This is a genomic window from Enterobacter sp. 01-M-02-SI-ECC (genome assembly GCF_047530595.1).
In the GTDB taxonomy this organism is placed as follows: domain Bacteria; phylum Pseudomonadota; class Gammaproteobacteria; order Enterobacterales; family Enterobacteriaceae; genus Enterobacter; species Enterobacter cloacae_M.
Genome location: NZ_JBLKCZ010000015.1, coordinates 22538 through 42468 on the forward strand (window position 1 = coordinate 22538; position 19931 = coordinate 42468).

Consider the following 19931-nt stretch of genomic DNA (forward strand, 5'->3'; position numbering starts at 1 on the left):
GCGGCGCATCGCGCCGCCAACGATTCGACCGAGCCCCGCCGCAATGGGCGGGGCTGGTGTGGCTACGCCCCGGCTTGCTGCGGCAGGTTGCACGAAAGCGTGCCGTCCCCGACGCTGGCGGTTCGTTGTCTGTACGTCACGAAAGACGGTTCACCGACACGCCGCCCAGCCTCGCTTCTATGGAGCTTCCACACCACGCCTCAGTATGTGGCCGTGAGCTGCGGCAGGGGCGCTCTGGCCTTGTCGTCGGGGCATTGACCTGGCCCGCGTCAGGGCGCAAGCCGGTGCAGCCGTCACGCGGGGATGCCGAGTTGGCCACGTCTCCATTCGGGAGCGGGCGGCCTGTGCGTCCTTGTCTTGTTGTGAATCCTGGCGGTGGCGCGGCTGCGCCTTGGGCTTCATGGCCGCAACCTTGCAGCGAAAACAATTTCCCCTGCGCTGCGCGCATTCCTCGCGGGACAAATTCTTTTCGCTTCCAGGTTCTCCACGTTGTTGCGACCGCTGCGCGGTGCGACCAGCCCATCCCCCGCCGGCCGGATCACAACAAGGACGCACTGGCGCGACCTTGTTCAACCCGAAAGGAGAAACATCATGGCTAACATCGGCACCTTCACCGCAGAGAAAGACGGCTTCACCGGCACGCTTCGCACCCTGACGCTCAACGTCAAGGTCAAGCTGGTTCCCAACGACAAGGGCGACACCGAGAACGCCCCCGACTTCCACCTGCAAGCGGCTGGCCACGAAGTCGGCGCAGCGTGGAAGAAGACCAGCGAGGCCGGGCGGGAATACCTGTCCGTATCCATCGACGACCCTTCGTTCCCGGCGACGGTCTATGCCCGCCTGATCGAGAACGAGGACGGCACGCACGACCTGATCTGGTCGCGCAACAAGCCGAAGGCGGCCTGACAGCCGCTTACCGCGTCCCGCCCACTGCGGCGGGGCGCGATGCTGCTGATCGCAGCACCGCACGCGCAGGATTTCTGCTGCTGCCGCGTGCTGGATACGCCCGTCACCGCGGGCCTGCATGCGTGCCTTGTGGCTCGCAATCCGTGTCAACGAGCGGTGTGTGGCGTGTCGGCGCTGTAAGCGCCGCCGGGCTTTCGGGCTTCGCCCCGTGCCGGCAAGCCGTCACGGCCATCCGGCTTCAATCCCTCACGCCTTCGCGCCTGCGGCGCTGCGCGCTCCGCTTGCTGCAATTCAGTACCACACGCCAACGCGCTACGGCGTGTCGGGCTCTTCCAATATCGCCCTGAGTTCCTGGCGCACCTGTGCCAGCAATTCATCAGCTTCGCGGGTGCTGTCACCGGCATAAGCCAATGTGAGCAGCGTGAGCGGATGCACTTCCATGACCTCGCACAGATCGGCCAGCTTCTGGATGGTTGGGCTTTTCAGGTCGCGCTCCAGCGTGCTCATGTAGGTGCGACTGGACACGTTGGAGAACGCTTCCTGGCTCAAACCACGCGCCTTCCTTACCGTCCGAATCGCCGCTGCCAATGAGTTCTTCGCTGCCACCTATGGTTTCCCCAAAAAACCAAGATGACAGCCCATTGCGCCCTATAGGACTACAATCTATAGTGTTCATTTGGTGGTGATGTTTTCCTTTTCCGTGCTTTTACGGAGATCCGCATCTGCGGATTTCCTCAGACCCAGGGAACCGCGTCCGTGTCTTTCCTGACTTCCACCAATACGCCTTCGTGCCTCTCCGCTTTTGCGGCTTCGTGCGCTTGCGCATACGTGCATCCGTCCGCAGGCACAGATGCGCCTCGGCGATTGCGTGTGTTCGTGGAAGGGGCGCGGCCTTGACCACGCTTGTCACCGAGGAAGACCGGGTGCACCTACTGGCCCACGGCCTCACCCGCGCCGCAGGCCAGGAATGTGACCCGCTGCCCGTGGTGCGCCTGTTCACACCGGACGCACATGCGACCTGGCTATTGGCCGCGCTCGATCCGACCGATGGCGATACGGCCTACGGCCTGATCGACCTCGGGATCGGGATGCCTGCCCTGGCGACGGTGAAGCTGTCCGATCTGGCGTCCATCGTCGGGCCGCTCAAGCAGCCCGTGATACGAGATCGGTACTTCCAGCCGACGCGGCCGCTGTCGGAATACGTTCGACTGGCTCAGGAAAACGGTTCGATCACCGATTGACGCATTCCAGCGCGACCAGGCAAAAAGTATCGCATTGTGACTATTTCGGTCTTAGCCAAGACCTGGCAAGTCTTGATCCGCATGCTTGCACCAGGGTGGTGCGCTCCTGACCAAAACAGTCATGATGCCAGGCGCGAGATTCGGCACGGTGTTCAATGCTGCACCCCATTTCCGGGCGGTGCAGTCGTCGCATTTAGACGATTTCGGCAATGCACTGGAGCGAATCTGTCTTGACACCAGCAGTTAAAGCGTAACCCGAGTTTGATGACCACTTGATGGCGATTCGATAGCTCCCGCACAGCGGAATTGTGGCGACGTTCCCAGAAACAGGGAGGTTTCGCCATGACTGACCGCAGCAGCCAACACTGGTATCCCACGGCCGCGTATCTCTACACGCTGCACCTCGATGGCCCAGCGCTGGCTTGGGAGTATTTGCGCAGGAATGCAAGCTACCGGCGCGACTGGCTACGCCGGCGTCGCAAGCCAGATGCGGCGCAGGCCTGGGGCCTGCGCCTGCTGGAAGATCCCGGCCTGGATGCGCGCGATGCACATCCTGCTTGGTTCCCCGATCACGACGGCGTGGTGCAGCTATACCCCGACGCCGACCCACCACCCGATGCGCATACCTTCGAGTTCTGGCGCATTCCTGGGCGCAAGCAACTGACCCACGACGGCAAGCGCCTGGTGCTTGTATCGCATTGGCCAGGCTGCTGCGTTCGGCTCGCACTCGCACCCGACCTAGAAGATGGCTCGGCCTATCTCTACGCCACACGCGCCTGCGCCACGCCCTGTGCGCGCTACCGCACGCTCGCTGCGAAGCTGGATGCGCTATCTGCCGCAACCGTGGCCGCGCCTGTGGCAACAGCCCGCTCTCGCCCCACGCCCGCCGCGCTGCTGGAACTGCATACCTTGCAAGCGCTCGACGCGACCCTCGCGGGAGCCTCTTTGCGCGAAGTGGCCGAAGGTCTGTTCGGCGCGGATGCCGTCGCGGCCGACTGGCACAAAGACAGTGCATTGCGTGCCCGCGTGCGGCGGCTGGTACGCCGCGGCGATGAGCTGATGCACGGCGGCTACCGCCGACTAGCGCAGCTTCCAATGTTCCCGTCGCATTAGGGGGGACGTTTCTCGACCCGTGCGAATCGTCCCTTAGCAAGAAGCCTTGCTTTCTTGAGAGTGCCTCTATCCGGCCGCGTGGTGTGGCCGGGCTTGATGGAGGTACATCCCATGCGACCTGCTCCCTCGCGGCCTGCCGCCGCTGCCGTCACTGCGACCTCGCAGCCTCAACGCTACCTGACAAACGACGAAGCCGCCGACTACCTGCGGCTGTCGCCGCGCACGCTGGAGAAGCAGCGGGTGATCGGCGGCGGCCCCAAGTTCCGCAAGTTCGGCCGCCGCGTCATGTACGCGGTGTCCGACCTCGATGCCTGGGCCGACCAGCGCAGCTACGAGGCCACGTCCGATCCCGAATACGCCGAGCGCCACGCGGGCGACTACCGTGATGGCCGCTGATCGTCGGCGCGTGGGTGGCCTTCGCCATGTCCAGCCCGCCAGGGCAAGCCTTGCCGCAGCGCGAACAGCTCGATCTGTTCCGAGCGCTGCCGGGCGACATGGCGCCACGCGATTCCCAGGACTTGATGGCCTTTCCGTTCTTCTCGCTTGCCAAGTCGCGGCGCACGGCGCCGATCGACTTCCGCAGCGGGAACGTCACCATTCGCGTGGAAGGCACGCAGGAGCACGGCATCGCAACGATATGGGATGCCGACGTGCTGATATGGGCCGCCTCGCAGATCGTGGAGGCGCGCGACGCGGGCCTGCGCCCGTCGCGCTGGATACGCGCCACGCCTTACGAGATTTTGCGCTTCATCGGGCGCGGCACGTCCCTCAACGACTACCAGCGCCTGAAGGCCGCCCTCGACCGGCTGCAATCGACCACGGTGGCCACGTCCATCCGCGAAACCACGGGAAGGCGCTTGCATCGCTTCTCGTGGATCAACGAGTGGAAGGAACTCGCCGACGCCAGCGGCACCCCGCTGGGCATCGAGCTGATCTTGCCGGACTGGTTCTATGCCGGCGTGCTCGACGCCGCCCTGGTGCTGACCATCGACCCGGCCTATTTCCGCTTGAAAGGCGGTATCGAACGCTGGCTGTACCGCCTGGTGCGCAAGCATGGCGGGCGGCAGGAGCACGGCTGGCAATTCGACTTCCGACACCTGTACCGCAAATCCGGCAGCGCGGCCCGCTTCTCGGACTTCGCCTACGACGTGCGCGCCCTGGTGGCGCGGCAGTCGTTGCCCGGCTACGTCCTCGGCATCGAGCGGATGCCGGACGACAACACCGAGCTGCTGACCTTCCGGCCCGTGCCGCACGCGGCACGGGGATAACTGCGGGAGAACCTGTGGACGGCCTCGTGCTATCAGGAGTACCGGGTATCGTGCTATCAGGAGTACGACCCTCGTGCTATCAGGAGTACGAAAACGCCGGAAAGCCAACAACGGCGCGGGTTTGCGTTCCCTCTAACTTACCTAACAAGAAATACATAACTTTTAGTAGAAGCGCGCCGTTTCGGTGGACAACCACGAAATGGCACGCCCAGGCCGGCTTTCCAGCTCGGAGGGCCGCGCCATGATCTTCGCGTTTCTCAACCAGAAAGGCGGCGTCGGCAAGACCACGCTCGCCACGCACATCGCCGGCGAACTGGCGATGCGCGGCCTGCATGTCATCCTGCTGGATGCCGACCCGCAGGGGTCATCGCTCGACTGGACGCAGCGGCGTAGCCAGCAGGGCCTGCCCCGTCTGTTCAGCGCCGTGGGCCTTGCCCGCGAAACGCTGCATCAGGAAGCGCCAGAACTCGCCAGGCGGGCCGATCACATCATCATCGACGGCCCGCCGCGCATCGCCGCCCTCGCGCGCTCCGCGCTGCTGGCGGCCGAGCGCGTGCTGATCCCCGTGCAGCCCAGCCCCTACGACGTATGGGCTTCTGCCGAGATGGTCGCACTGATCCGCGAAGCACAGGTGTTCCGGCCAGCGCTACGCGCGGCCTTCGTCATCAACCGGCGCGTCAGCACCACCATCATCGGCAGGGAGGCACGGCAATCGCTGGCCGAACAGCCGCTGCCCGCGCTGCGCTCGGAGATCCACCAGCGCATCGTCTTTGCCGACAGCGTAGCCGCTGGCCGGCTCGCCCGCGAAACCGCGCCCGACAGCGCCGCTGCCCGCGAGATCGCCGCGCTCACCGACGAACTGCTGCGGTGGCCGACATGACTGGAAAGCCATCACCACGCAGCAAGCGCGTCGGCATCGGTGTACGTCCCCCAGCGAATCCGCACGCCGAAGCGTGGATTCGCCAGGGCGACGCAGATGCCTTGCAGAAAGGCGACCTCTACACCGCTCGACTGACGCTTGACATCACGCCCGCCATGCGGGCGCGCATCAAGGTGTCGGCCTTCACGCGAGGCGTGACCGTAGCCGAACTGCTGCGCAGCCTGCTGGAGCGGGAGTTTCCCCCGGAGGGCACGCCGTGAACGCATCCGCTTCGACCGCCCACACCCCCAAAGCAAGTGCGCCCACGGCTGCACCGCCGCCGGCGCCTTCGACACTCGCCGGCCAGGCCGGCAACGTGCCGCTGACGCGCGTGGCGCTGACCTACATCGAACCCCGCTTCAAGCTCTACCTGCGCTTCGGCGAACCGGCGCGCACGCTCCAGCTCGACCGCTGGCGGCGCTGCGCCGTGTTCCTGCCGAACGCGGTTCTGTGCCGCATCCGTTGGCAGGCCAACGACTACGGCACGATCCGCTGGCAGCTCATGGTGATGCAGACCGCCACGCCGCTGGACGCCGTGCAACGCATCCCCGGCGTGCAGCCGGGCGCGCGTCTGCTGTTGCACGCCGAAGGCGATGCCAACGTTCGCGCCGTGCTGGAACGCATCGACGACATCGAGGCGCTGGGCATCGCAGCCGCAGACACATCGCCCGCGTACTGGCGCACGCTCGCGAACCGGCTCGCAGCGCGCTCGGCGTTACCCACATACACCACAGAACGGCACGCCGCCTGGCTGGCAGGGAGGGCATTGCCATGACCACGATTTCCACGACCGGCCCCGTGCCGCATCCTCGCTCGCGCCTGCGCACTCGCCTCGTGCTGGCAGGCTTCGCCACCGTCGGCCTCGCTGCGCTGGCCTGGGCTGCGTTCGTGCAGCCCCTGCCGCGAATGGCCTACAACCCGTCCGACAGCGTGGCGGTCGGTTGGTATCGCATCGAACCGTTCGACCCGCGCACCGCCTCGCGGCCACGTCCGCTGTCCGTGGACAGCATCGTGCTGGTGCCGCTGCCCGACAGGGCCGCCATGCTGGCTGCGCAGCGCAGTTACCTACCGACCCGCTTTCCGCTGCTCAAACGTGTGGGCGCAGTCGCGCCACAACACGTCTGCATCGTCGCCGGCCAGGTTCGCATCGACGGCGTGCCGGTGGCCGCCGCCCTGCCTGCCGACCGGCAGGGCCGACCGCTGCCATCCTTGCAGCTTTGCCGCCGTCTCGAACCGGGCGAACTGTTCCTCTTGAGCGTGACCAACCCAGCGTCGTTCGACAGCCGCTATTTCGGGCCGGTCAGTGCATCCACCGCGATCGGCGTTGCGCATCCGATCTGGCTGGAGACACGTCCATGATGGCCGCCGATTCGCTGCACTTTGCCGCGCCTCTCATCGTGCCATCGGGCATGTCGTTCTACTGTTCGTCGCCTTGTCATCGCACGTGCAGTGCGGGTGCATTCGCACCGCACTTCGCGCTGCCTTCGGCGCAGCCGTCCAACGTGCAGGCGTCTTGCCTCGAACGCGCCTGGCCTGCGGCCATTGGCGTGTTCGCCGGCGGGCTGGCTGCTGGTGCAGCAGCGCCGCCGGGCCGCCGATGCCCGGAGCGGGAGCGAGGGGCAAAGGCGGAAGGCAAGACAAAAGGACGCGGCACCGGGCCGCGTCGAAGGCCTGTCTGCACATGGGAGCGGCTTTGCCGCCGTGCCGCGTGGGGCGCGAGGCCCGCGCCAATGCAGGCATGTCCGCGTGCTTCGCCCGCCCGGAGACGCCGGAGCTTGCCAGGGGCGCTGCCATGACCGACCGCCGCGACGACGATTTCCGGGTGCGCCCTGGCGCGCCGAAGAACCGAGGCAAAGGCCAGGGCCAGAGCTTCGTTTCCAAGGTGCTCAAGCGGGCTGGCAAAGCCAGCGGCGGCAAGTCGGCGGTGCGCCGTCCTGTCGCTGGCGGGAGCGGCCAGCACGCGGGCCAGCGGCCCGGCTCACGGCTTGGGCGCGGCCATACGGCAGCGCGCTTCGCAGGTGCAAAGCTGACACCCATGTCACGGCGCGTGACCGTCAAGACGCTGCTGGTCAACCAGCGCAACGCCAGCCCGCAGTCGCTCGCCAAGCACCTGCGCTACATCGAGCGCGACGGTGCCGGCCGGGACGGCGAGCCGGGCCGTGCCTACGGGCCGCAGACCGACCATGCCGACCTCGATGCCTTCAAGGAACGCTGCCAGGACGACCGACACCATTTCCGTTTCATTGTTTCCCCGGAAGACGGAGCCGAGCTGGACGACCTGCGCACCTACACCCGGCACCTGATGAACCGCATGGAGGCCGACCTGGGAACGCGGCTGGATTGGGTGGCGGTCGATCACTGGAACACCGACAACCCGCACACGCACCTGATCGTGCGCGGACGCGACGATACCGGCAGAGACCTCGTCATCGCGGGCGACTACATCGCCCACGGCTTCCGCCATCGCGCCGCCGAGCTGGCGACGGAATGGCTGGGGCCGCGCACCGAACTGGAGATCCAGCAGACCTGGCAGCGCGAGGTGAAGCAAGAGCGGTGGACGAGCCTCGACCGCACGTTGCAGCGCGAGGTCGGCGAGGATGACCGGGTGCGGATCGAACGCTTCAACGAACCGACGTTGCAACGCCAGCGCCTGCTACTGATCGGCCGGCTGCAACGCTTGCAGCGGCTCGGCCTGGCCGACGAGGTGCAGCCCAGCACCTGGGCCATCCATGCCGACGCTGAGAAGACCCTGCGTGCCCTGGGCGAGCGTGGCGACATCATCCGCACCATGCAGCGCGCCATGAGCGGCCAGCCGCGCGAGCTGGCGGTATTCGAGCCGGCCGACGACGGCCGTACCCTCGTCGGCCGCGTGGCCGCCAAGGGGCTGGCCGACGAGCTGCACGACCGCGGCTATCTGGTCATCGACGGCGTGGACGGCAAGGCCCACTACGTCGCTTTGAACGCCCGCGACGAACTGGCGAGCTACCCCACCGGCGCGGTGGTGGAGGTGCGTGGTTCCGCCGAGGTACGGGCGGCGGACAAGAACATCGCCGCACTGGCGAGCGATGGCCTGTACCGTACCGATCATCACCTGGCGATCGAGCAAGGCCGAGCCAAGCCCGGCCGCGACCCGCAGGAAGTCGTCGCGGCCCACGTCCGACGGCTGGAAGCCCTGCGCCGGGCCGGCATCGTGGAGCGCGTGGCGGAAGGGCTATGGAAAGTGCCGGACGACCTATCCGAGCGTGGGCGCCAGTACGATGCGCAGCGACTGGGCGGCGTGGCCGTGGACCTGAAATCTCACCTGCCGATCGAGCGGCAGGCCCGCGTGATCGGCGCCACCTGGCTCGACCAGCAACTGATCGGCGGCGGCCGGGGATTGGGCGACCTGGGCTTTGGTGGCGATGCCAAGCAAGCCTTGCAGCAGCGCGCCGACTTCCTCGAAGAACAGGGGCTGGCCCAGCGGCGTGGGCAGCGGGTGATTCTCTCCCGGAATCTGCTGGAAACGCTGCGCAATCGGGAGCTGGCGCAGGCCGCCCAGCACATTGCCGCCGATAGTGGGTTGGAGCATCGGCACGTCACAGACGGGCAGCGCGTAGCCGGCATCTACCGGCGCTCGGTCATTCTCGCCAGCGGTCGCTATGCGCTGCTCGATGACGGCATGGGGTTCAGTCTGGTGCCTTGGCGGCCGATAATCGAGCCACGACTGGGGCAGCAGATCGCCGCGACTGTACGCGGCGGCGGTGTGTCATGGGAGGTTGGACGGCAACGAGGTCCTGGGATTGGATAGGGGCCGTAGGCTGTCGTACCGAGTTAAGGTGTCGAGCAGCGTTCTGGCCCTAGCTTCTGTGCTCCGTTAAGGCGACTAGTCTGTGCTTATCGCCGACGCTGTGGGTGCATGGTTGCTTGCCGATTCCGGTGCAACTCGCAAACGCGCTGCCCCGACCTGAACTGCCCATTCAACGATCTGCCCGGCCAACACGTCCGTCGCGACACCGAACGCGCTCACCACATCTGCCTCTCGCTTGCTGCCTGTAGCTTGGATTGCTTCGAAGCGTCTACTGGCAATAGCAGTCCGTTTGGCCGGATCGACCAGTTGCACATCGAGCCGAACCCGAACCGCGGCGATCGCTTCAGTGCCGCGGTATTCGAGCTGGAACGCCCGTAGCGTACTGCGCAACTCCATATCGGCGCTCATTGGCGTGCTATCGGTAATCACCGAAGTCGACCGCCCATCGCGCATGAAGGCTTCGACGATTCGGTCGCGTAGCAGCACCGGTGCGGGGTCGGCCCAACGCACTCCTTGCCAAGCCGACAAGCGACCATCGGGCTGCGCAATGAAAAGCCGCTCCGAATCCAGGACGCGACTACTCTCAGGGGCGTAGACGCGCAGCGCCCCAGGTCCAGGAACGGCGCGTGGCGTACTCTCCGCCTGGGCGATGTGATAGTCGGGCAGTTTGTAGGTGACCATTGGAGCTGTTTTGGGAAGCACACTGCACGCGGACAAGCCGAGTACTAGCGTCATAGTCGCGGCAGCGACGGGAATCATCCTGGCGGAAGTGTTCACGGCTTGGTTTCCTCAATGTTCTCTCCACCGAGCAGGTATTGCGCCGGATTGCGATCCAGTCGGCGCAGCACGGTGTTTAGATTGGCCAGCGCCTGCTGGAGTTCGTGCATGGCAGGGCCTGTGGCGGCCATGCCTTGGTTCAGCGATTCCTGATTGTTTTGCAGTAGCGTCTCAACCCTGAAAGCGGCGCGTTCGAGGGATGCCGTTGCATCACGCGTGTTCACCATGATTTGCTTACCATCGTTATTTAGTAGCAGGTTGGCATCGCGAAGAGTGCTATTTGCTTGGCGCACGGCAGCTGTCGATTCTCTGCTTGCTTCGGTCAGATTGCTGATTAACGTCGCGATCTCGGCCCTCTGGTCAGCGACCGCGCCCGTAGTCTGTTCGAGATTCACTAGACTGCGGTGCACAAGAGCCAAATTCTCCTTCGACAGTAACTCCTGCGTGCGCAGCAAGATGCCGTTGAGTGTCGTCATGCTGTTACCCTCGCCGGAGACCAGGGATGCCATCGCCGAACGTGGCGCGAGGATCAACGGTTCCTCGTCCTCTTTCCGATCCAGCAATGGCACGTTTGGCCCACCGTCGCTCAACTCGATCACCGCGTTGCCGGTAATTCCCGTGATGACCAATTCAGCGCGGGTATCCTGCCGGACCGGGATGGTGGCATTGATACGCACGCGCGCTATCGCCCGCCTTGGGTCAGGCGGCGAAAGAGAAAGTGCAACGACTTCGCCAATCGTGATTCCGCTGTACTGAACCTGGCTGCCGGGCGTAAGCCCGGTCACTGGCTCATCGAACATGATCCGGTAATACTGGTAATCGTGGTCGGAACGTGTGTCGCTGAGCCAGAGCGCGAAGCCGATACCAATCGCACCGAGCAGCACGACGAACAGACCAATGAATACATGATGGGCACGTGGCTCCATGATCAGACCACCTCGTTTTCAGAGTGTAAATATTGCGTGCGCCCAGCCCAATGCGTGCGCGACGGAAGAATGATGCAGATGCGGAAGGGTTTCATGGCTGCGTCTCTTGGCTGGAAGCACCAGTGGCCTGTGCGGCCGCACGGCCACGGGGGCCGTGAAAGTATTCCTGTATCCACGGGTGCTTGAATCGCTCGACTGCCTCGATGCCGTCGTTGATGAGTACCTTCTGGTTCGCCAGGACCGCGACACGGTCGCATATGGTGTACAGCGTATCGAGGTCGTGGGTTACCAGAAACACCGTGAGACCCAGTGCATTGCGCAGGGTCAGAATCAATTGGTCGAAAGATGCAGCCCCGATTGGATCCAGTCCTGCGGTGGGTTCGTCAAGAAACAGGATGTTCGCATCAAGCGCCAAGGCTCTCGCCAGTGCTGCTCGTTTCACCATGCCTCCGGACAACGAGGCCGGATATTTGTCTCCCGCTCCGGCAGGCAACCCCACCAAGCCCAGCTTGCTTCTTGCCAAACGCTCGGCAAGAGGCCGCGCCAGACCGACATGCTCGATTAAAGGAAGAGCGACGTTCTCCAAGACGGTCAGCGATGAATACAACGCGCCCTTCTGGAACAGAATGCCGAACCTTCGCTCCATACGCGCGCGTGCAAGCCATTGGGCTCGCAGTAGGTCGCGCCCCCCGATACGGACCACGCCCGAATGCGGCTTCTGCAGCCCGACGATGCTACGCAAGAGCACGGATTTCCCGGTGCCTGATCCTCCCACCACGCCAAGGATTTCCCCGCGTCGCACGTCCAGGTCCAGGTCCTGATGGACCTGCTGGGTTCCAAACCTGTTGTCTAGGCCGCGCACTTCAATAGCGTGTCGCACACCGTTGTCGGTGTCTTCCTTCACCGCGCTCACCAGCCCATCTCCATGAAGAACAGTGCAGCGATGGCATCGATCAGGATCACCATGAAGATTGATTGCACAACACTAGAAGTCGTGTGGTCGCCTACCGACTCAGCGCTACCGGCGACCTTGAACCCTTCATGGCAGCCGATAGCGGCGATCATCACCGCGAAGAGCGGGGACTTGCTCATTCCGACAAGAAAATGGCGCACCTCGATTTTTTCCTGCACGATGGCAAGGAACTGTGCAGGAGGAATCTCCAAGCTCAGTGCGCATACAGTGGCGCCGCCCACAATGCCAGCCAAGATGCCTACTAATGTGAGCAGTGGCAAGGACACAAGAAGCGCCAGCACGCGTGGCAGCACCAGCAACTCGATGGGGTCGAGCGCGTTGGAGCGAAGCGCATCGATCTCTTCATTTGCCTTCATCGAACCGATTTGGGCGGTATACGCGCTTGCGGTACGGCCTGCAATCAATATGGCCGGGAGCAGCACTCCGAACTCGCGCATGAACGAGAAGGCGACCAGATGCACCGAGAAGATGCTCGCACCGAAGTTGGCCAGCACCGTTGCGCCCAGGAACGCCACCACCATTCCTACCATGAAGCTCAGTAGCGCCACGATGGGAATGGCGTCCACCGCTGACCGCTGGATTTGAGCGATCACCGAGGTCGTGCGCCAGCGACGCGGGTGACGAACGGTACGGCTCCATGTTTCGATGATCTGACCCACGAACCCGGCCAGACCAAGACACGCACGACAGCCCTGTTCCACGGTCAGGCCTATGCGTCCCAGACCGCGGAGCAGAGGATTCCCGCTCACCGCTGCTTTGTCCGTCTTCTGCTGAGCGGTAGCAGCGGCGGCAAGCGCTTTCATTAGGGCGAGGCGATCCGGGGACAGATTTGGAGCTGCCTCCGGCCGGTCGAGTATCGAGTCTGGCCCGAGAATTTCCACCAGCAGAGCCGCGCCGGCGGTGTCCAGTCTCTGGACTTGCGTCCAGTCGAGCAAGGGAGTGGCGTACCCCTCGGCATGGCTGATGCGGGCGGCGGACACGGATTTTGCCAGACTGGCGTAGTGCTCTATCGTCCAGTCGCCACCCGCCAGCCATTTGTGATCACCGCCGACCATGGCATCCTGCCGGAGCCAAGCCTGTGAAGCGTTGCTCATGGCTGCGTGTCCCGCCAAGCGCTGTCGATGCGCTCGATGCAGTTCGTGATCGCCGCTTTGGCATGACCCAGCAATGTGTACGAACCGGCGAACTCTTTAATGACGTTGCCGCGCTCGAAGCAACTGGCGGCAGCAACGCGTCGTCCCGTACTTACATCGACTGCTTCGAACTCTAGGCTGGCACCGCCCGTCGTCACGGGTCCAACCAGCAGGGTCGTCATTGCATTGACTGCCCGATTCGGTGTCTGCAGTTCGGTGACCGCTACACGCACCCGAACCTGTCCCGTGCCACCTGGGGTGGCGGGACTTTTGCCTTCCTGGCGTTTCAGTTCGCTCGTCACATGGTCTAGCACTTCACGCTGCTGCGCGTCATCGAGCCCATCGATGCGACCCGAGGCGGTCTTGATCTGCGCATCTTCCACCACGACAGCGGCATAACGCTTGGGCTCGAATCCCGCTGCGCGGTACATCAGTACGTTCTCGTATCGTGTCGGCGATAACTTCTCGTAGTCGCCGAGAAATCCGGAGCGCGTCATGCTGTTGGTCGCGCATCCAGAGAGCGCGGCTGCTACGCAAAAAAAAATGCCGCCGCGGATCAATGCAGTTTTGCTCTTCATAATGGGTCTCCTTGATCAAACGAAACTAAGACAGGCAATGCCTGCTGCGATGAGGGCGGTGCCAGACCAGCGCGTCACTGATGCGAGATCGCCTAGCAAGAGGGCGCCGATACCCAAGTTTCCAAGTAGCCCGATTCCTGCCCAGGCTGCAGAGGCCGCGCTGATCGGAATCCGCTTGAGCGCGAGCCACAAATCTCCGGCAAACCTGCGCTCGTGATTGGCTTGTACCGCGTCGAACGCCCGGATCATCTCGTCGATCAGTGTCACGAACAAATCGCGTTTGGTCTTGAAATGATAGAGAAACGCCCCTTTGCTCAACCCGGCCCGCACGACGACGGCGTCCAGCGTCAGACGACTGGCGCCTTCCTCCAGCACCAGTTCGCGAGCGGCCTGCAGGATGCGCTCGCGAGTTAGCTGGGCTCCTTGCTGGAGAACGGGCTGCGCATCGGTGCTGCTATGGGCGGTGGACGGGGGGGGCAACTTTGTTTTCGCGCGAGGCGGCATGGTCGTGCTCCAAAAAAAGCTTGAGTCATATACAGTCCAGACGGTATAGTAGAAGGCGTAAAACAGTCCGTCAAGACTTTTTCGGAATGCAAGGACCTGCCATGTCTCAAATTCTTGAACGCTATCGCCTCATGGCCATGATTTCGCCGCTAATGCTTCTTGCGGCTTGCAGCCATGCTCCGCACTCTGCCGATCCGCCTCGCCTGGATGTACCGGCCCATTTCTCAAATGAAGAGGGAGGTGAAGGCATCCTGGACAAATCATCCCGCCGTACTCTTCCCGTCGACTGGTGGACGGCCTACGGCGATCCACAGCTCAATGTCCTAGTCCGGGCGGCGCTGGAGCGCAACACCGAACTGTCGATTGCGCGCGCGCGCGTCGACGAGGCCTCGGCCGCCACGCGGCGAGCACGGGCCTCCCTGCTCCCCTCGTTGTCCGCGGGCACGCAGGCAACTCGAGGACGCGACTATTCAGAGAACGTTGCGATCGGCAATGATGGCCGCGCCACGTTGTCTGCATCGTGGGAGGCAGACCTGTCGGGGCGGCTTTCGCAGGCAGCAGAAGGTGCGCGCCTGGATGCGGTGGCAGCCGAACAAGCGTGGGTTGCCACGCGTTGGCAGGTCGCGTTTGAAACAGTGTCGGCGGCTGTGCAGCAGCGCCAAGCCAGTGAACTCGAAGCGCTCGCCACGGCGCGGCTGGCATCCGCCGAGCGACTCGTCTTGCTGACACAACGGAAGTTCGAGGCCGGACAAGCTACCGGCTTCGACATCGAGCGAACCCGCTCCGGCGTCGTCGCACTGCGTGTGGAGCAAGAGCAACTTCGGCGTGCGCGCGGCGAGGCGACGCATGCACTTGATGTACTAGCGGGACAAACGCCCGGAGCGTCTGCAGCTTCTCCGACTCTTGCTTCACTCGCCGCCCCCAATTGGACACCGACACGCATACCTGCGGACCTGCTGAGTGAGCGGCCCGACGTGCGCGCCGCCGAAGCGAAGTTCGCAGCCGAAACCGCGCGCTGGAACGCAGCCGAAGGCGAACGCTTCCCTAAGCTGGTGTTGGACCTGAGCGGCGGACGGCAGCGCGTTGAGAGTGCGGGGACGCGCATTACCGGCAACATTTTTTCACTTGGGGCCGGGGTTTCGTTGCCGATCTTCGATGGTGGCGCGATCCGTGCCGGCATCGAGACCGGAGAGGCGCAGCCGAGCTGCGCGCGCGGAGTTCGAGCGCACTTTGTTGAGTGCATTGCAGGACGTAGAGAACGCATACCTCGGTTGGCATACGCAGCACGCCGCACTGGAGCATCAGACCGAGGGGGTCGCAGTCGCGGAGCGTCAGCTCGATCGCAGCCGCCGTCTGTTTGAGGCGGGACAAGTGGACGCCACGGTGGTGGCCGAGGCTGAGGCGGGGGTGATGTCAGCGCAGGCTTCGCTGATCCGCACGCGGGCCGAGACAGCCGTGCAATGGGGTGTGCTGGCAAAAGCACTATCCGGCCCACCTGTTTGATCGGGGAAGCTTGCTGGAGCAGCTTGCGAAGGCTAGATAGCGTGGCGCAAGGCGAAGGTGGTGAGGCCTAAGTGAGGAGGAATGCGAACATGGAAATTCGGCATCTGCGCTACTTTCTAGCGGTGGCAGAGGAACTGCACTTTGCCCGAGCCGCAGAGCGCCTCCACATCGAGACATCGCCGCTGTCGCGCGCCATCAAAGAGCTTGAAGAGGAGTTGGGCGTAGCGCTATTTGCGAGAACCACTCGGAGCACCCGCTTGACTCGTGCAGGCAGACTCTTCTTTGAGAGCGTACCCCGTGTCTTCGCAGCTTTGCAGCAGGCGCGCGACAGTGTGAACGCCGCAGCCAATGGCTTTCATTGCCAGCTCCGTATTGCATTGTCTGATGGAATCACGCCATCGCGCCTGCCTGCGTTGTTGGCGCTCTGCCGGCAGGAAGAGCCGGAAGTGGAAGTTCGCTTCTTCGAAGTGCCTTTGTCACAGCAAATCAAGGGATTGTGTGGCGAACTGTACGATCTCGGCTTCGCTCAATCGGATGAAGTCGGCGAAGGCATCATCGCCGTGCCGGTGTGGAGTGACCCTCTGATGGTAGCTGTGCCCGCACGGCACCCCTTGCTATCCCACAAACAGATTCCCCTGGAAGAGCTGTTGCGGTATCCGCTGGTGCTCTGCGACGCGGTGGCGTGTGAGGGCCATGCTCGGCAAGTTGAACGGGTGCTACGTCGCGTGGACATTGAGCCTCTAATTGCCGAACGCGTGACTTCCAGCGATCTAATGATGGTCCTGGTTTCGGCGGGACTTGCACTAGGCCTCACAGGAGGTGCGCATATTACTGCCAGCAGGGAACAGGGTGTGGTCGCACGGCCGCTGACTGGAGGTTCGCCCATGCTCACGACCTATCTGCTACGACCGGCCAGCGAGCCGTCAGAAATACTGACTCGCTTCATGGAACGCGTTCATTCGATCAAATCTCCAGACGCCAAAAGTCGGCGGTAAACCATCACACAATCTCCCAAGGAAACTTAACCATGAAGAAGATTGCTCTCATATTGCTTTCCTCGACACTGGCAGCCTGCAGCCCATCCGGGAAACCAGATAAAGGCAACCTTCCGACGGTCGATGAATTAGCGCTCAATCCTGAGCGGCTGAAAAAGTTGCGCCAGCAATGCAAGTTGGATCGTCCTATGCTGGGCGACCAACTATGTAACCGGGTTGCCGAGGCTACGCGAAAGCGCTTTTACGAAGATGGCGATGTGCCCTACACCACACCTAAAGAGCCGCCGAAGTTCTAAGCTGGTGGTCACGCTGGAGTATGTATGCCGGATATGAAAAACTTGAAGGAGAATTGCAATGGGCTGGATCTATCTTGTTTTGGCTGGATTGTTTGAAATCGGATGGCCGGTCGGGCTGAAAATGGCGCAAGAGCCAACATCGCGTTGGAGTGGGGTCGCAGTAGCCGTCTCTTTCATGACAATTAGCGGCGCCTTCCTATGGCTTGCTCAGCGTCAGATACCGATTGGGACTGCTTATGCGGTGTGGACGGGTATCGGAGCGGCGGGAACGTTCTTAGTCGGAATTCATTTCTATGGCGACCCAACCTCCCTGATGCGATACCTTGGCGTGGCGCTGATCATCCTGGGCGTTATCACGCTCAAGTTATCGAGTTGAGTACTAGCTCCTTTGATAGCGTAGTCACTGGGACACCCTGCGACACAGACTGGATCGGGTTCTGGGAACTCGCACGGTCACCTCCTCCTAGTCGTTATATGTGGTGAGCTTGCCGCAGCCTCGGGAGAGTTCGAGCCAGTGCGCGTAAGGCGGTGGAGCAGCCATTCCGGGTGCTCCACCTTCAGCTCCTGCAAAGGTGGAGAAAGAGTGTGGGTTGGCTAGCATGGCGCGGCCAAGAATCACCAAACCCATCTACCTGCCAGCGATCACGTGCTCGGCCATTCGCGGATCGTCGATGCCCCAACTCACTGCCACAGGTAGCCCAGTCTCGCGGCTCATGCGTTTGGCAAAGGGGCTGACGCGACGGCCGGCAACCAGCGGCTGGCCATTCGCTTCCTTGACATTAACCAGTCCGGCTCGGCCGTGGCAGGCCGCCGCGACCACCCTGCCGTCAGCCCAAGCGCCCGACAGCAGATTGACGAGCGCCCCGCTCCGGGTAAGTCCCACATGGTGCCATGGCCGCCGGGCAGGAACATCACCGCACCCCCTTCCGGGGCGATGCTGTCGATCTTCAGCGAGCCTTCGAGCTTGTCCATCGACACCTTGTCATCGAGGAAGCATTCCACGCTCGGCGGGTTCATGCCTTCGCTCGCTATGGAATGAGGATCCACCGGAATCTCGCCGCCGGCGATTGACGCAATATCCACATTGGCACCTGCATCGACCAAGGCGTAGTACGGGGTGGACTGTTCCTCGAACCACACGCCGGTCAGGCGCGGGTCGTCGCCCATCGTTGCCTGCGAAGTCAAAACCAGCAGAATCTCGAGGGGAGTTCCCATCATGGTTTTCTCAGTTCAGACGCTTGGGATCAAGCGGCCAGCGACCATTACGCCTGCTTGGCTTTGCGCGCTGTCTCGACCAAGCTGTCGAGCCAGTCCTGATGGCCGTTGATCATCGGGTTGGGTTTGGCGTTGTGCAGCTCCTCGGCCGGCTTGCCCTTCTGCGTTTCCTGCGTGAGGATGCGCACGCGCCCGCCGTCCAGGTTCTCGACCAGCCAGGCGTGATGCACATCCAGGCGCGTATCTGTGCCTTCCTCGCCGGACCAGCCGTGCCAGGCCACGCGGCCGGGTTGCCCATCCGCAGGTGCCACGTACTCGTTGCACTGCCCCTCTACCGGGAAGCCGAAGGTCTCGAAATAAAATCGATCGCCGTCGGCCAGTACCGGGCCTTTGCCGCCATGAAAGCGCACGTTAGCCGAGTTGGCGTAGTAGCTTGGCCACAGCGATGGTGTGACGAGTAGCGGCCATACGTCGGCCGCGCTCAAGCCGGCGGCGATGATCTCATTAGAGGCGAAATTCTCAGTAAAGCCCGGCGTGTAGCCTTCGGGCCAGAGGATGGCGTTCTGTTGCTTGCTCATATCGAAGCTCCTTCACAAAATGTCAATGACGCAACAGGGGTGGCTGCGTCATTCAAGTGGTCATAGAGCAATCATGAGCCTCCCTGTGAAATAAGTGAAATCCTAATTTTTTATTTTTGAAATCATATAATTTGATATCAGCGTCTAGGTTCTGCCATCCGCCGACAAGGCTATCTCGCAGCGGTGCTACGAAAGGGTCCGTCTCCAATTGAGCCGGCTGATTGCATATTTGTAGTGCGAGGCAGAGTTGTGCTGAGCATGACGATGAGAGCCATCTTGCCTACTTGTTGTTAGCACAGGAAGTGAACAGCAGTGCTCGTATCCAGCGATGTGCTGGATCGTGATGGGTGCGTTCGTGCCAAGCAGCCGTCTTGGTGAACCCCGGTATCTTCATCGGCGGCAGGGAGATAGCCAGCTTGTCCATACCGGCGACCAAGCGGCTCGGCAAGATCGCGACCATGTCACTGGCACGCAGGATGTCTGGCAAGATCAGAAAGCTCTTGACCGACAGTGTGACGCTTCGTTGTTTGCCCAACTGTTCTAGCGCATCGTCGGTGACGCCGCGGAAACCTCCACCATCGTAGGAAACAAGCGCATGGTCGAGAGCACAGAACTGCTTAACTGTCAGCTTGCGCCCCATAGCCGCTGGATGGTCTTCCCGCAGGACACACACGTAGTGCTCCTTGAATAGCTCTCGGGCATGCAGATTTGGCGGAGTGATCTCTGGCGTCAGGAGGGCTAGATCGATTTGACCGCGCTCAAGCTGGTTCTGTAGCAGTCCGCTCTCGACTGGCACTAATGAGACTCGAACGCGCGGTGCGTGCTGTTTGAGTGCCGATAGAAATGGGACAGCAATGGCACGCAGCGCATAGTCCGTCGCGGCGATGGAGAAGGTCAGTTGTGCGGTGGCCGGGTCGAAAGAAGGTGGCTGGAGCAGCGCGTCGATTTCCGCTAGCACCTGTTTGACAGATATCCCTATGTCTAGCGCCCGCTGCGTCGGAACGATGCCCCGCTGCGCACGCGCGAACAGCGGGTCGCCGAAGCTTTCACGCAGCCGCGCAAGCATGCCGCTCAAGGCCGGTTGGGTTAGTCCAAGACGTGCTGCCGCCCGTGTCACGTTGCGTTCGTCCAACAATACGTCCAGCGCCTTGAGTAAGTTGAGATCCATGCTCTTGATATCTTTCATTCTTATCCAGATTTCAATAAATAATTCTTTCCC

Annotated in this window: 24 protein-coding genes and 1 pseudogene; 15 read left to right on the forward strand and 10 right to left on the reverse strand. The window is 62.8% G+C overall.

Annotation, left to right across the window (positions count from 1 at the left end):
* The first annotated feature begins 591 nt into the window (after nucleotides 1-591).
* Both ACMWLG_RS17540 and ACMWLG_RS17545 read left to right on the forward strand, forming a co-directional pair.
* Complete coding sequence (locus ACMWLG_RS17540; protein ID WP_001273857.1) at nucleotides 592-906, forward strand: DUF736 domain-containing protein; 315 nt, start codon at nucleotides 592-594, stop codon at nucleotides 904-906.
* A gap of 39 nt (nucleotides 907-945) precedes the next feature.
* Complete coding sequence (locus ACMWLG_RS17545; protein WP_001641504.1) at nucleotides 946-1086, forward strand: hypothetical protein; 141 nt, start codon at nucleotides 946-948, stop codon at nucleotides 1084-1086.
* A 132-nt stretch (nucleotides 1087-1218) separates the two neighbouring features.
* On the opposite strand, the gene ACMWLG_RS17550 is transcribed toward ACMWLG_RS17545, so the two are convergent.
* Nucleotides 1219-1512, reverse strand: coding sequence for a helix-turn-helix domain-containing protein (locus ACMWLG_RS17550; RefSeq protein WP_006379425.1), 294 nt, complete (start codon nucleotides 1510-1512; stop codon nucleotides 1219-1221).
* 287 nt (nucleotides 1513-1799) lie between these two features.
* On the opposite strand from ACMWLG_RS17550, the gene ACMWLG_RS17555 reads away from it, so the two are divergent.
* The 9 genes from ACMWLG_RS17555 (at nucleotide 1800) to ACMWLG_RS17595 (ending at nucleotide 9234) form a co-directional block, all read left to right on the forward strand.
* Nucleotides 1800-2147 carry a DUF2958 domain-containing protein gene (locus tag ACMWLG_RS17555; protein ID WP_016487838.1) on the forward strand — a complete coding sequence of 116 codons (348 nt, stop codon included), beginning with the start codon at nucleotides 1800-1802 and terminating at the stop codon, nucleotides 2145-2147.
* Between the two features lie 342 nt (nucleotides 2148-2489).
* Nucleotides 2490-3260 (forward strand): DUF2285 domain-containing protein, encoded by a 771-nt coding sequence (locus ACMWLG_RS17560; RefSeq protein ID WP_006379424.1) that lies wholly within the window; start codon nucleotides 2490-2492, stop codon nucleotides 3258-3260.
* Between the two features lie 111 nt (nucleotides 3261-3371).
* Nucleotides 3372-3656, forward strand: coding sequence for a helix-turn-helix transcriptional regulator (locus ACMWLG_RS17565; protein ID WP_001247107.1), 285 nt, complete (start codon nucleotides 3372-3374; stop codon nucleotides 3654-3656).
* A 26-nt stretch (nucleotides 3657-3682) separates the two neighbouring features.
* Nucleotides 3683-4528: a replication initiator protein A gene (locus ACMWLG_RS17570; RefSeq protein ID WP_022652188.1), complete on the forward strand. Its 846-nt coding sequence runs from the start codon at nucleotides 3683-3685 to the stop codon at nucleotides 4526-4528.
* A 241-nt stretch (nucleotides 4529-4769) separates the two neighbouring features.
* Complete coding sequence (gene parA / locus ACMWLG_RS17575) at nucleotides 4770-5408, forward strand: ParA family partition ATPase (RefSeq protein ID WP_003092312.1); 639 nt, start codon at nucleotides 4770-4772, stop codon at nucleotides 5406-5408.
* The gene (locus ACMWLG_RS17580) at nucleotides 5405-5668 is read left to right on the forward strand and encodes a hypothetical protein (RefSeq protein ID WP_022652187.1); all 264 of its coding nucleotides are present in this window, start codon (nucleotides 5405-5407) and stop codon (nucleotides 5666-5668) included. The genes parA and ACMWLG_RS17580 overlap by 4 nt, the downstream gene beginning before the upstream one ends.
* On the forward strand, nucleotides 5665-6222 hold the full coding sequence (locus tag ACMWLG_RS17585; protein WP_006379346.1) for a DUF2840 domain-containing protein: 558 nt from the start codon (nucleotides 5665-5667) through the stop codon (nucleotides 6220-6222). Before ACMWLG_RS17580 ends, ACMWLG_RS17585 begins: the two co-directional genes overlap by 4 nt.
* Nucleotides 6219-6806, forward strand: coding sequence for a S26 family signal peptidase (locus ACMWLG_RS17590; protein ID WP_414763011.1), 588 nt, complete (start codon nucleotides 6219-6221; stop codon nucleotides 6804-6806). Before ACMWLG_RS17585 ends, ACMWLG_RS17590 begins: the two co-directional genes overlap by 4 nt.
* 433 nt (nucleotides 6807-7239) lie before the next feature.
* Nucleotides 7240-9234 carry a relaxase/mobilization nuclease and DUF3363 domain-containing protein gene (locus tag ACMWLG_RS17595; RefSeq protein ID WP_016487835.1) on the forward strand — a complete coding sequence of 665 codons (1995 nt, stop codon included), beginning with the start codon at nucleotides 7240-7242 and terminating at the stop codon, nucleotides 9232-9234.
* 75 nt (nucleotides 9235-9309) lie between these two features.
* On the opposite strand, the gene ACMWLG_RS17600 is transcribed toward ACMWLG_RS17595, so the two are convergent.
* The 6 genes from ACMWLG_RS17600 to ACMWLG_RS17625 all read right to left on the reverse strand — a co-directional run bounded on the left by ACMWLG_RS17600 (nucleotide 9310) and on the right by ACMWLG_RS17625 (nucleotide 14125).
* Nucleotides 9310-9915, reverse strand: coding sequence for an ABC-type transport auxiliary lipoprotein family protein (locus tag ACMWLG_RS17600; RefSeq protein WP_223231737.1), 606 nt, complete (start codon nucleotides 9913-9915; stop codon nucleotides 9310-9312).
* A gap of 92 nt (nucleotides 9916-10007) precedes the next feature.
* The gene (locus ACMWLG_RS17605) at nucleotides 10008-10937 is read right to left on the reverse strand and encodes an MlaD family protein (protein WP_016487833.1); all 930 of its coding nucleotides are present in this window, start codon (nucleotides 10935-10937) and stop codon (nucleotides 10008-10010) included.
* A 91-nt stretch (nucleotides 10938-11028) separates the two neighbouring features.
* A complete protein-coding gene (locus ACMWLG_RS17610; protein ID WP_016487832.1) occupies nucleotides 11029-11850 on the reverse strand; it encodes an ABC transporter ATP-binding protein in 822 nt (273 codons plus the stop codon).
* On the reverse strand, nucleotides 11847-13004 hold the full coding sequence (locus ACMWLG_RS17615; protein ID WP_016487831.1) for an MlaE family ABC transporter permease: 1158 nt from the start codon (nucleotides 13002-13004) through the stop codon (nucleotides 11847-11849). Before ACMWLG_RS17615 ends, ACMWLG_RS17610 begins: the two co-directional genes overlap by 4 nt.
* On the reverse strand, nucleotides 13001-13621 hold the full coding sequence (locus ACMWLG_RS17620) for a DUF3313 family protein (RefSeq protein ID WP_016487830.1): 621 nt from the start codon (nucleotides 13619-13621) through the stop codon (nucleotides 13001-13003). The genes ACMWLG_RS17615 and ACMWLG_RS17620 overlap by 4 nt, the downstream gene beginning before the upstream one ends.
* Before the next feature lie 15 nt (nucleotides 13622-13636).
* Nucleotides 13637-14125 (reverse strand): TetR family transcriptional regulator, encoded by a 489-nt coding sequence (locus tag ACMWLG_RS17625; protein ID WP_022652185.1) that lies wholly within the window; start codon nucleotides 14123-14125, stop codon nucleotides 13637-13639.
* Nucleotides 14126-14277: 152 nt separating this feature from the next.
* Between ACMWLG_RS17625 and ACMWLG_RS17630 the strand changes: the two are divergent.
* The 4 genes and pseudogenes from ACMWLG_RS17630 to ACMWLG_RS17645 all read left to right on the forward strand — a co-directional run bounded on the left by ACMWLG_RS17630 (nucleotide 14278) and on the right by ACMWLG_RS17645 (nucleotide 17295).
* Nucleotides 14278-15628, forward strand: a pseudogene (locus ACMWLG_RS17630) (efflux transporter outer membrane subunit).
* 89 nt (nucleotides 15629-15717) lie between these two features.
* Nucleotides 15718-16623, forward strand: coding sequence for a LysR family transcriptional regulator (locus ACMWLG_RS17635; RefSeq protein WP_006378999.1), 906 nt, complete (start codon nucleotides 15718-15720; stop codon nucleotides 16621-16623).
* 32 nt (nucleotides 16624-16655) lie between these two features.
* Nucleotides 16656-16919, forward strand: a complete 264-nt coding sequence (locus ACMWLG_RS17640; RefSeq protein WP_016487824.1) for an EexN family lipoprotein — start codon at nucleotides 16656-16658, stop codon at nucleotides 16917-16919.
* A gap of 58 nt (nucleotides 16920-16977) precedes the next feature.
* Nucleotides 16978-17295, forward strand: a complete 318-nt coding sequence (locus tag ACMWLG_RS17645) for a DMT family transporter (RefSeq protein ID WP_000539741.1) — start codon at nucleotides 16978-16980, stop codon at nucleotides 17293-17295.
* A 335-nt stretch (nucleotides 17296-17630) separates the two neighbouring features.
* Here ACMWLG_RS17645 and ACMWLG_RS17650 read toward each other — a convergent pair whose 3' ends face one another.
* The 3 genes from ACMWLG_RS17650 to ACMWLG_RS17660 all read right to left on the reverse strand — a co-directional run bounded on the left by ACMWLG_RS17650 (nucleotide 17631) and on the right by ACMWLG_RS17660 (nucleotide 19898).
* Nucleotides 17631-18137, reverse strand: a complete 507-nt coding sequence (locus ACMWLG_RS17650) for a hypothetical protein (RefSeq protein ID WP_006378996.1) — start codon at nucleotides 18135-18137, stop codon at nucleotides 17631-17633.
* 44 nt (nucleotides 18138-18181) lie between these two features.
* The gene (locus tag ACMWLG_RS17655) at nucleotides 18182-18712 is read right to left on the reverse strand and encodes a polyketide cyclase (RefSeq protein WP_016487823.1); all 531 of its coding nucleotides are present in this window, start codon (nucleotides 18710-18712) and stop codon (nucleotides 18182-18184) included.
* Between the two features lie 280 nt (nucleotides 18713-18992).
* The gene (locus tag ACMWLG_RS17660) at nucleotides 18993-19898 is read right to left on the reverse strand and encodes a LysR family transcriptional regulator (RefSeq protein ID WP_006378991.1); all 906 of its coding nucleotides are present in this window, start codon (nucleotides 19896-19898) and stop codon (nucleotides 18993-18995) included.
* Between the last annotated feature and the right edge of the window lie 33 nt (nucleotides 19899-19931).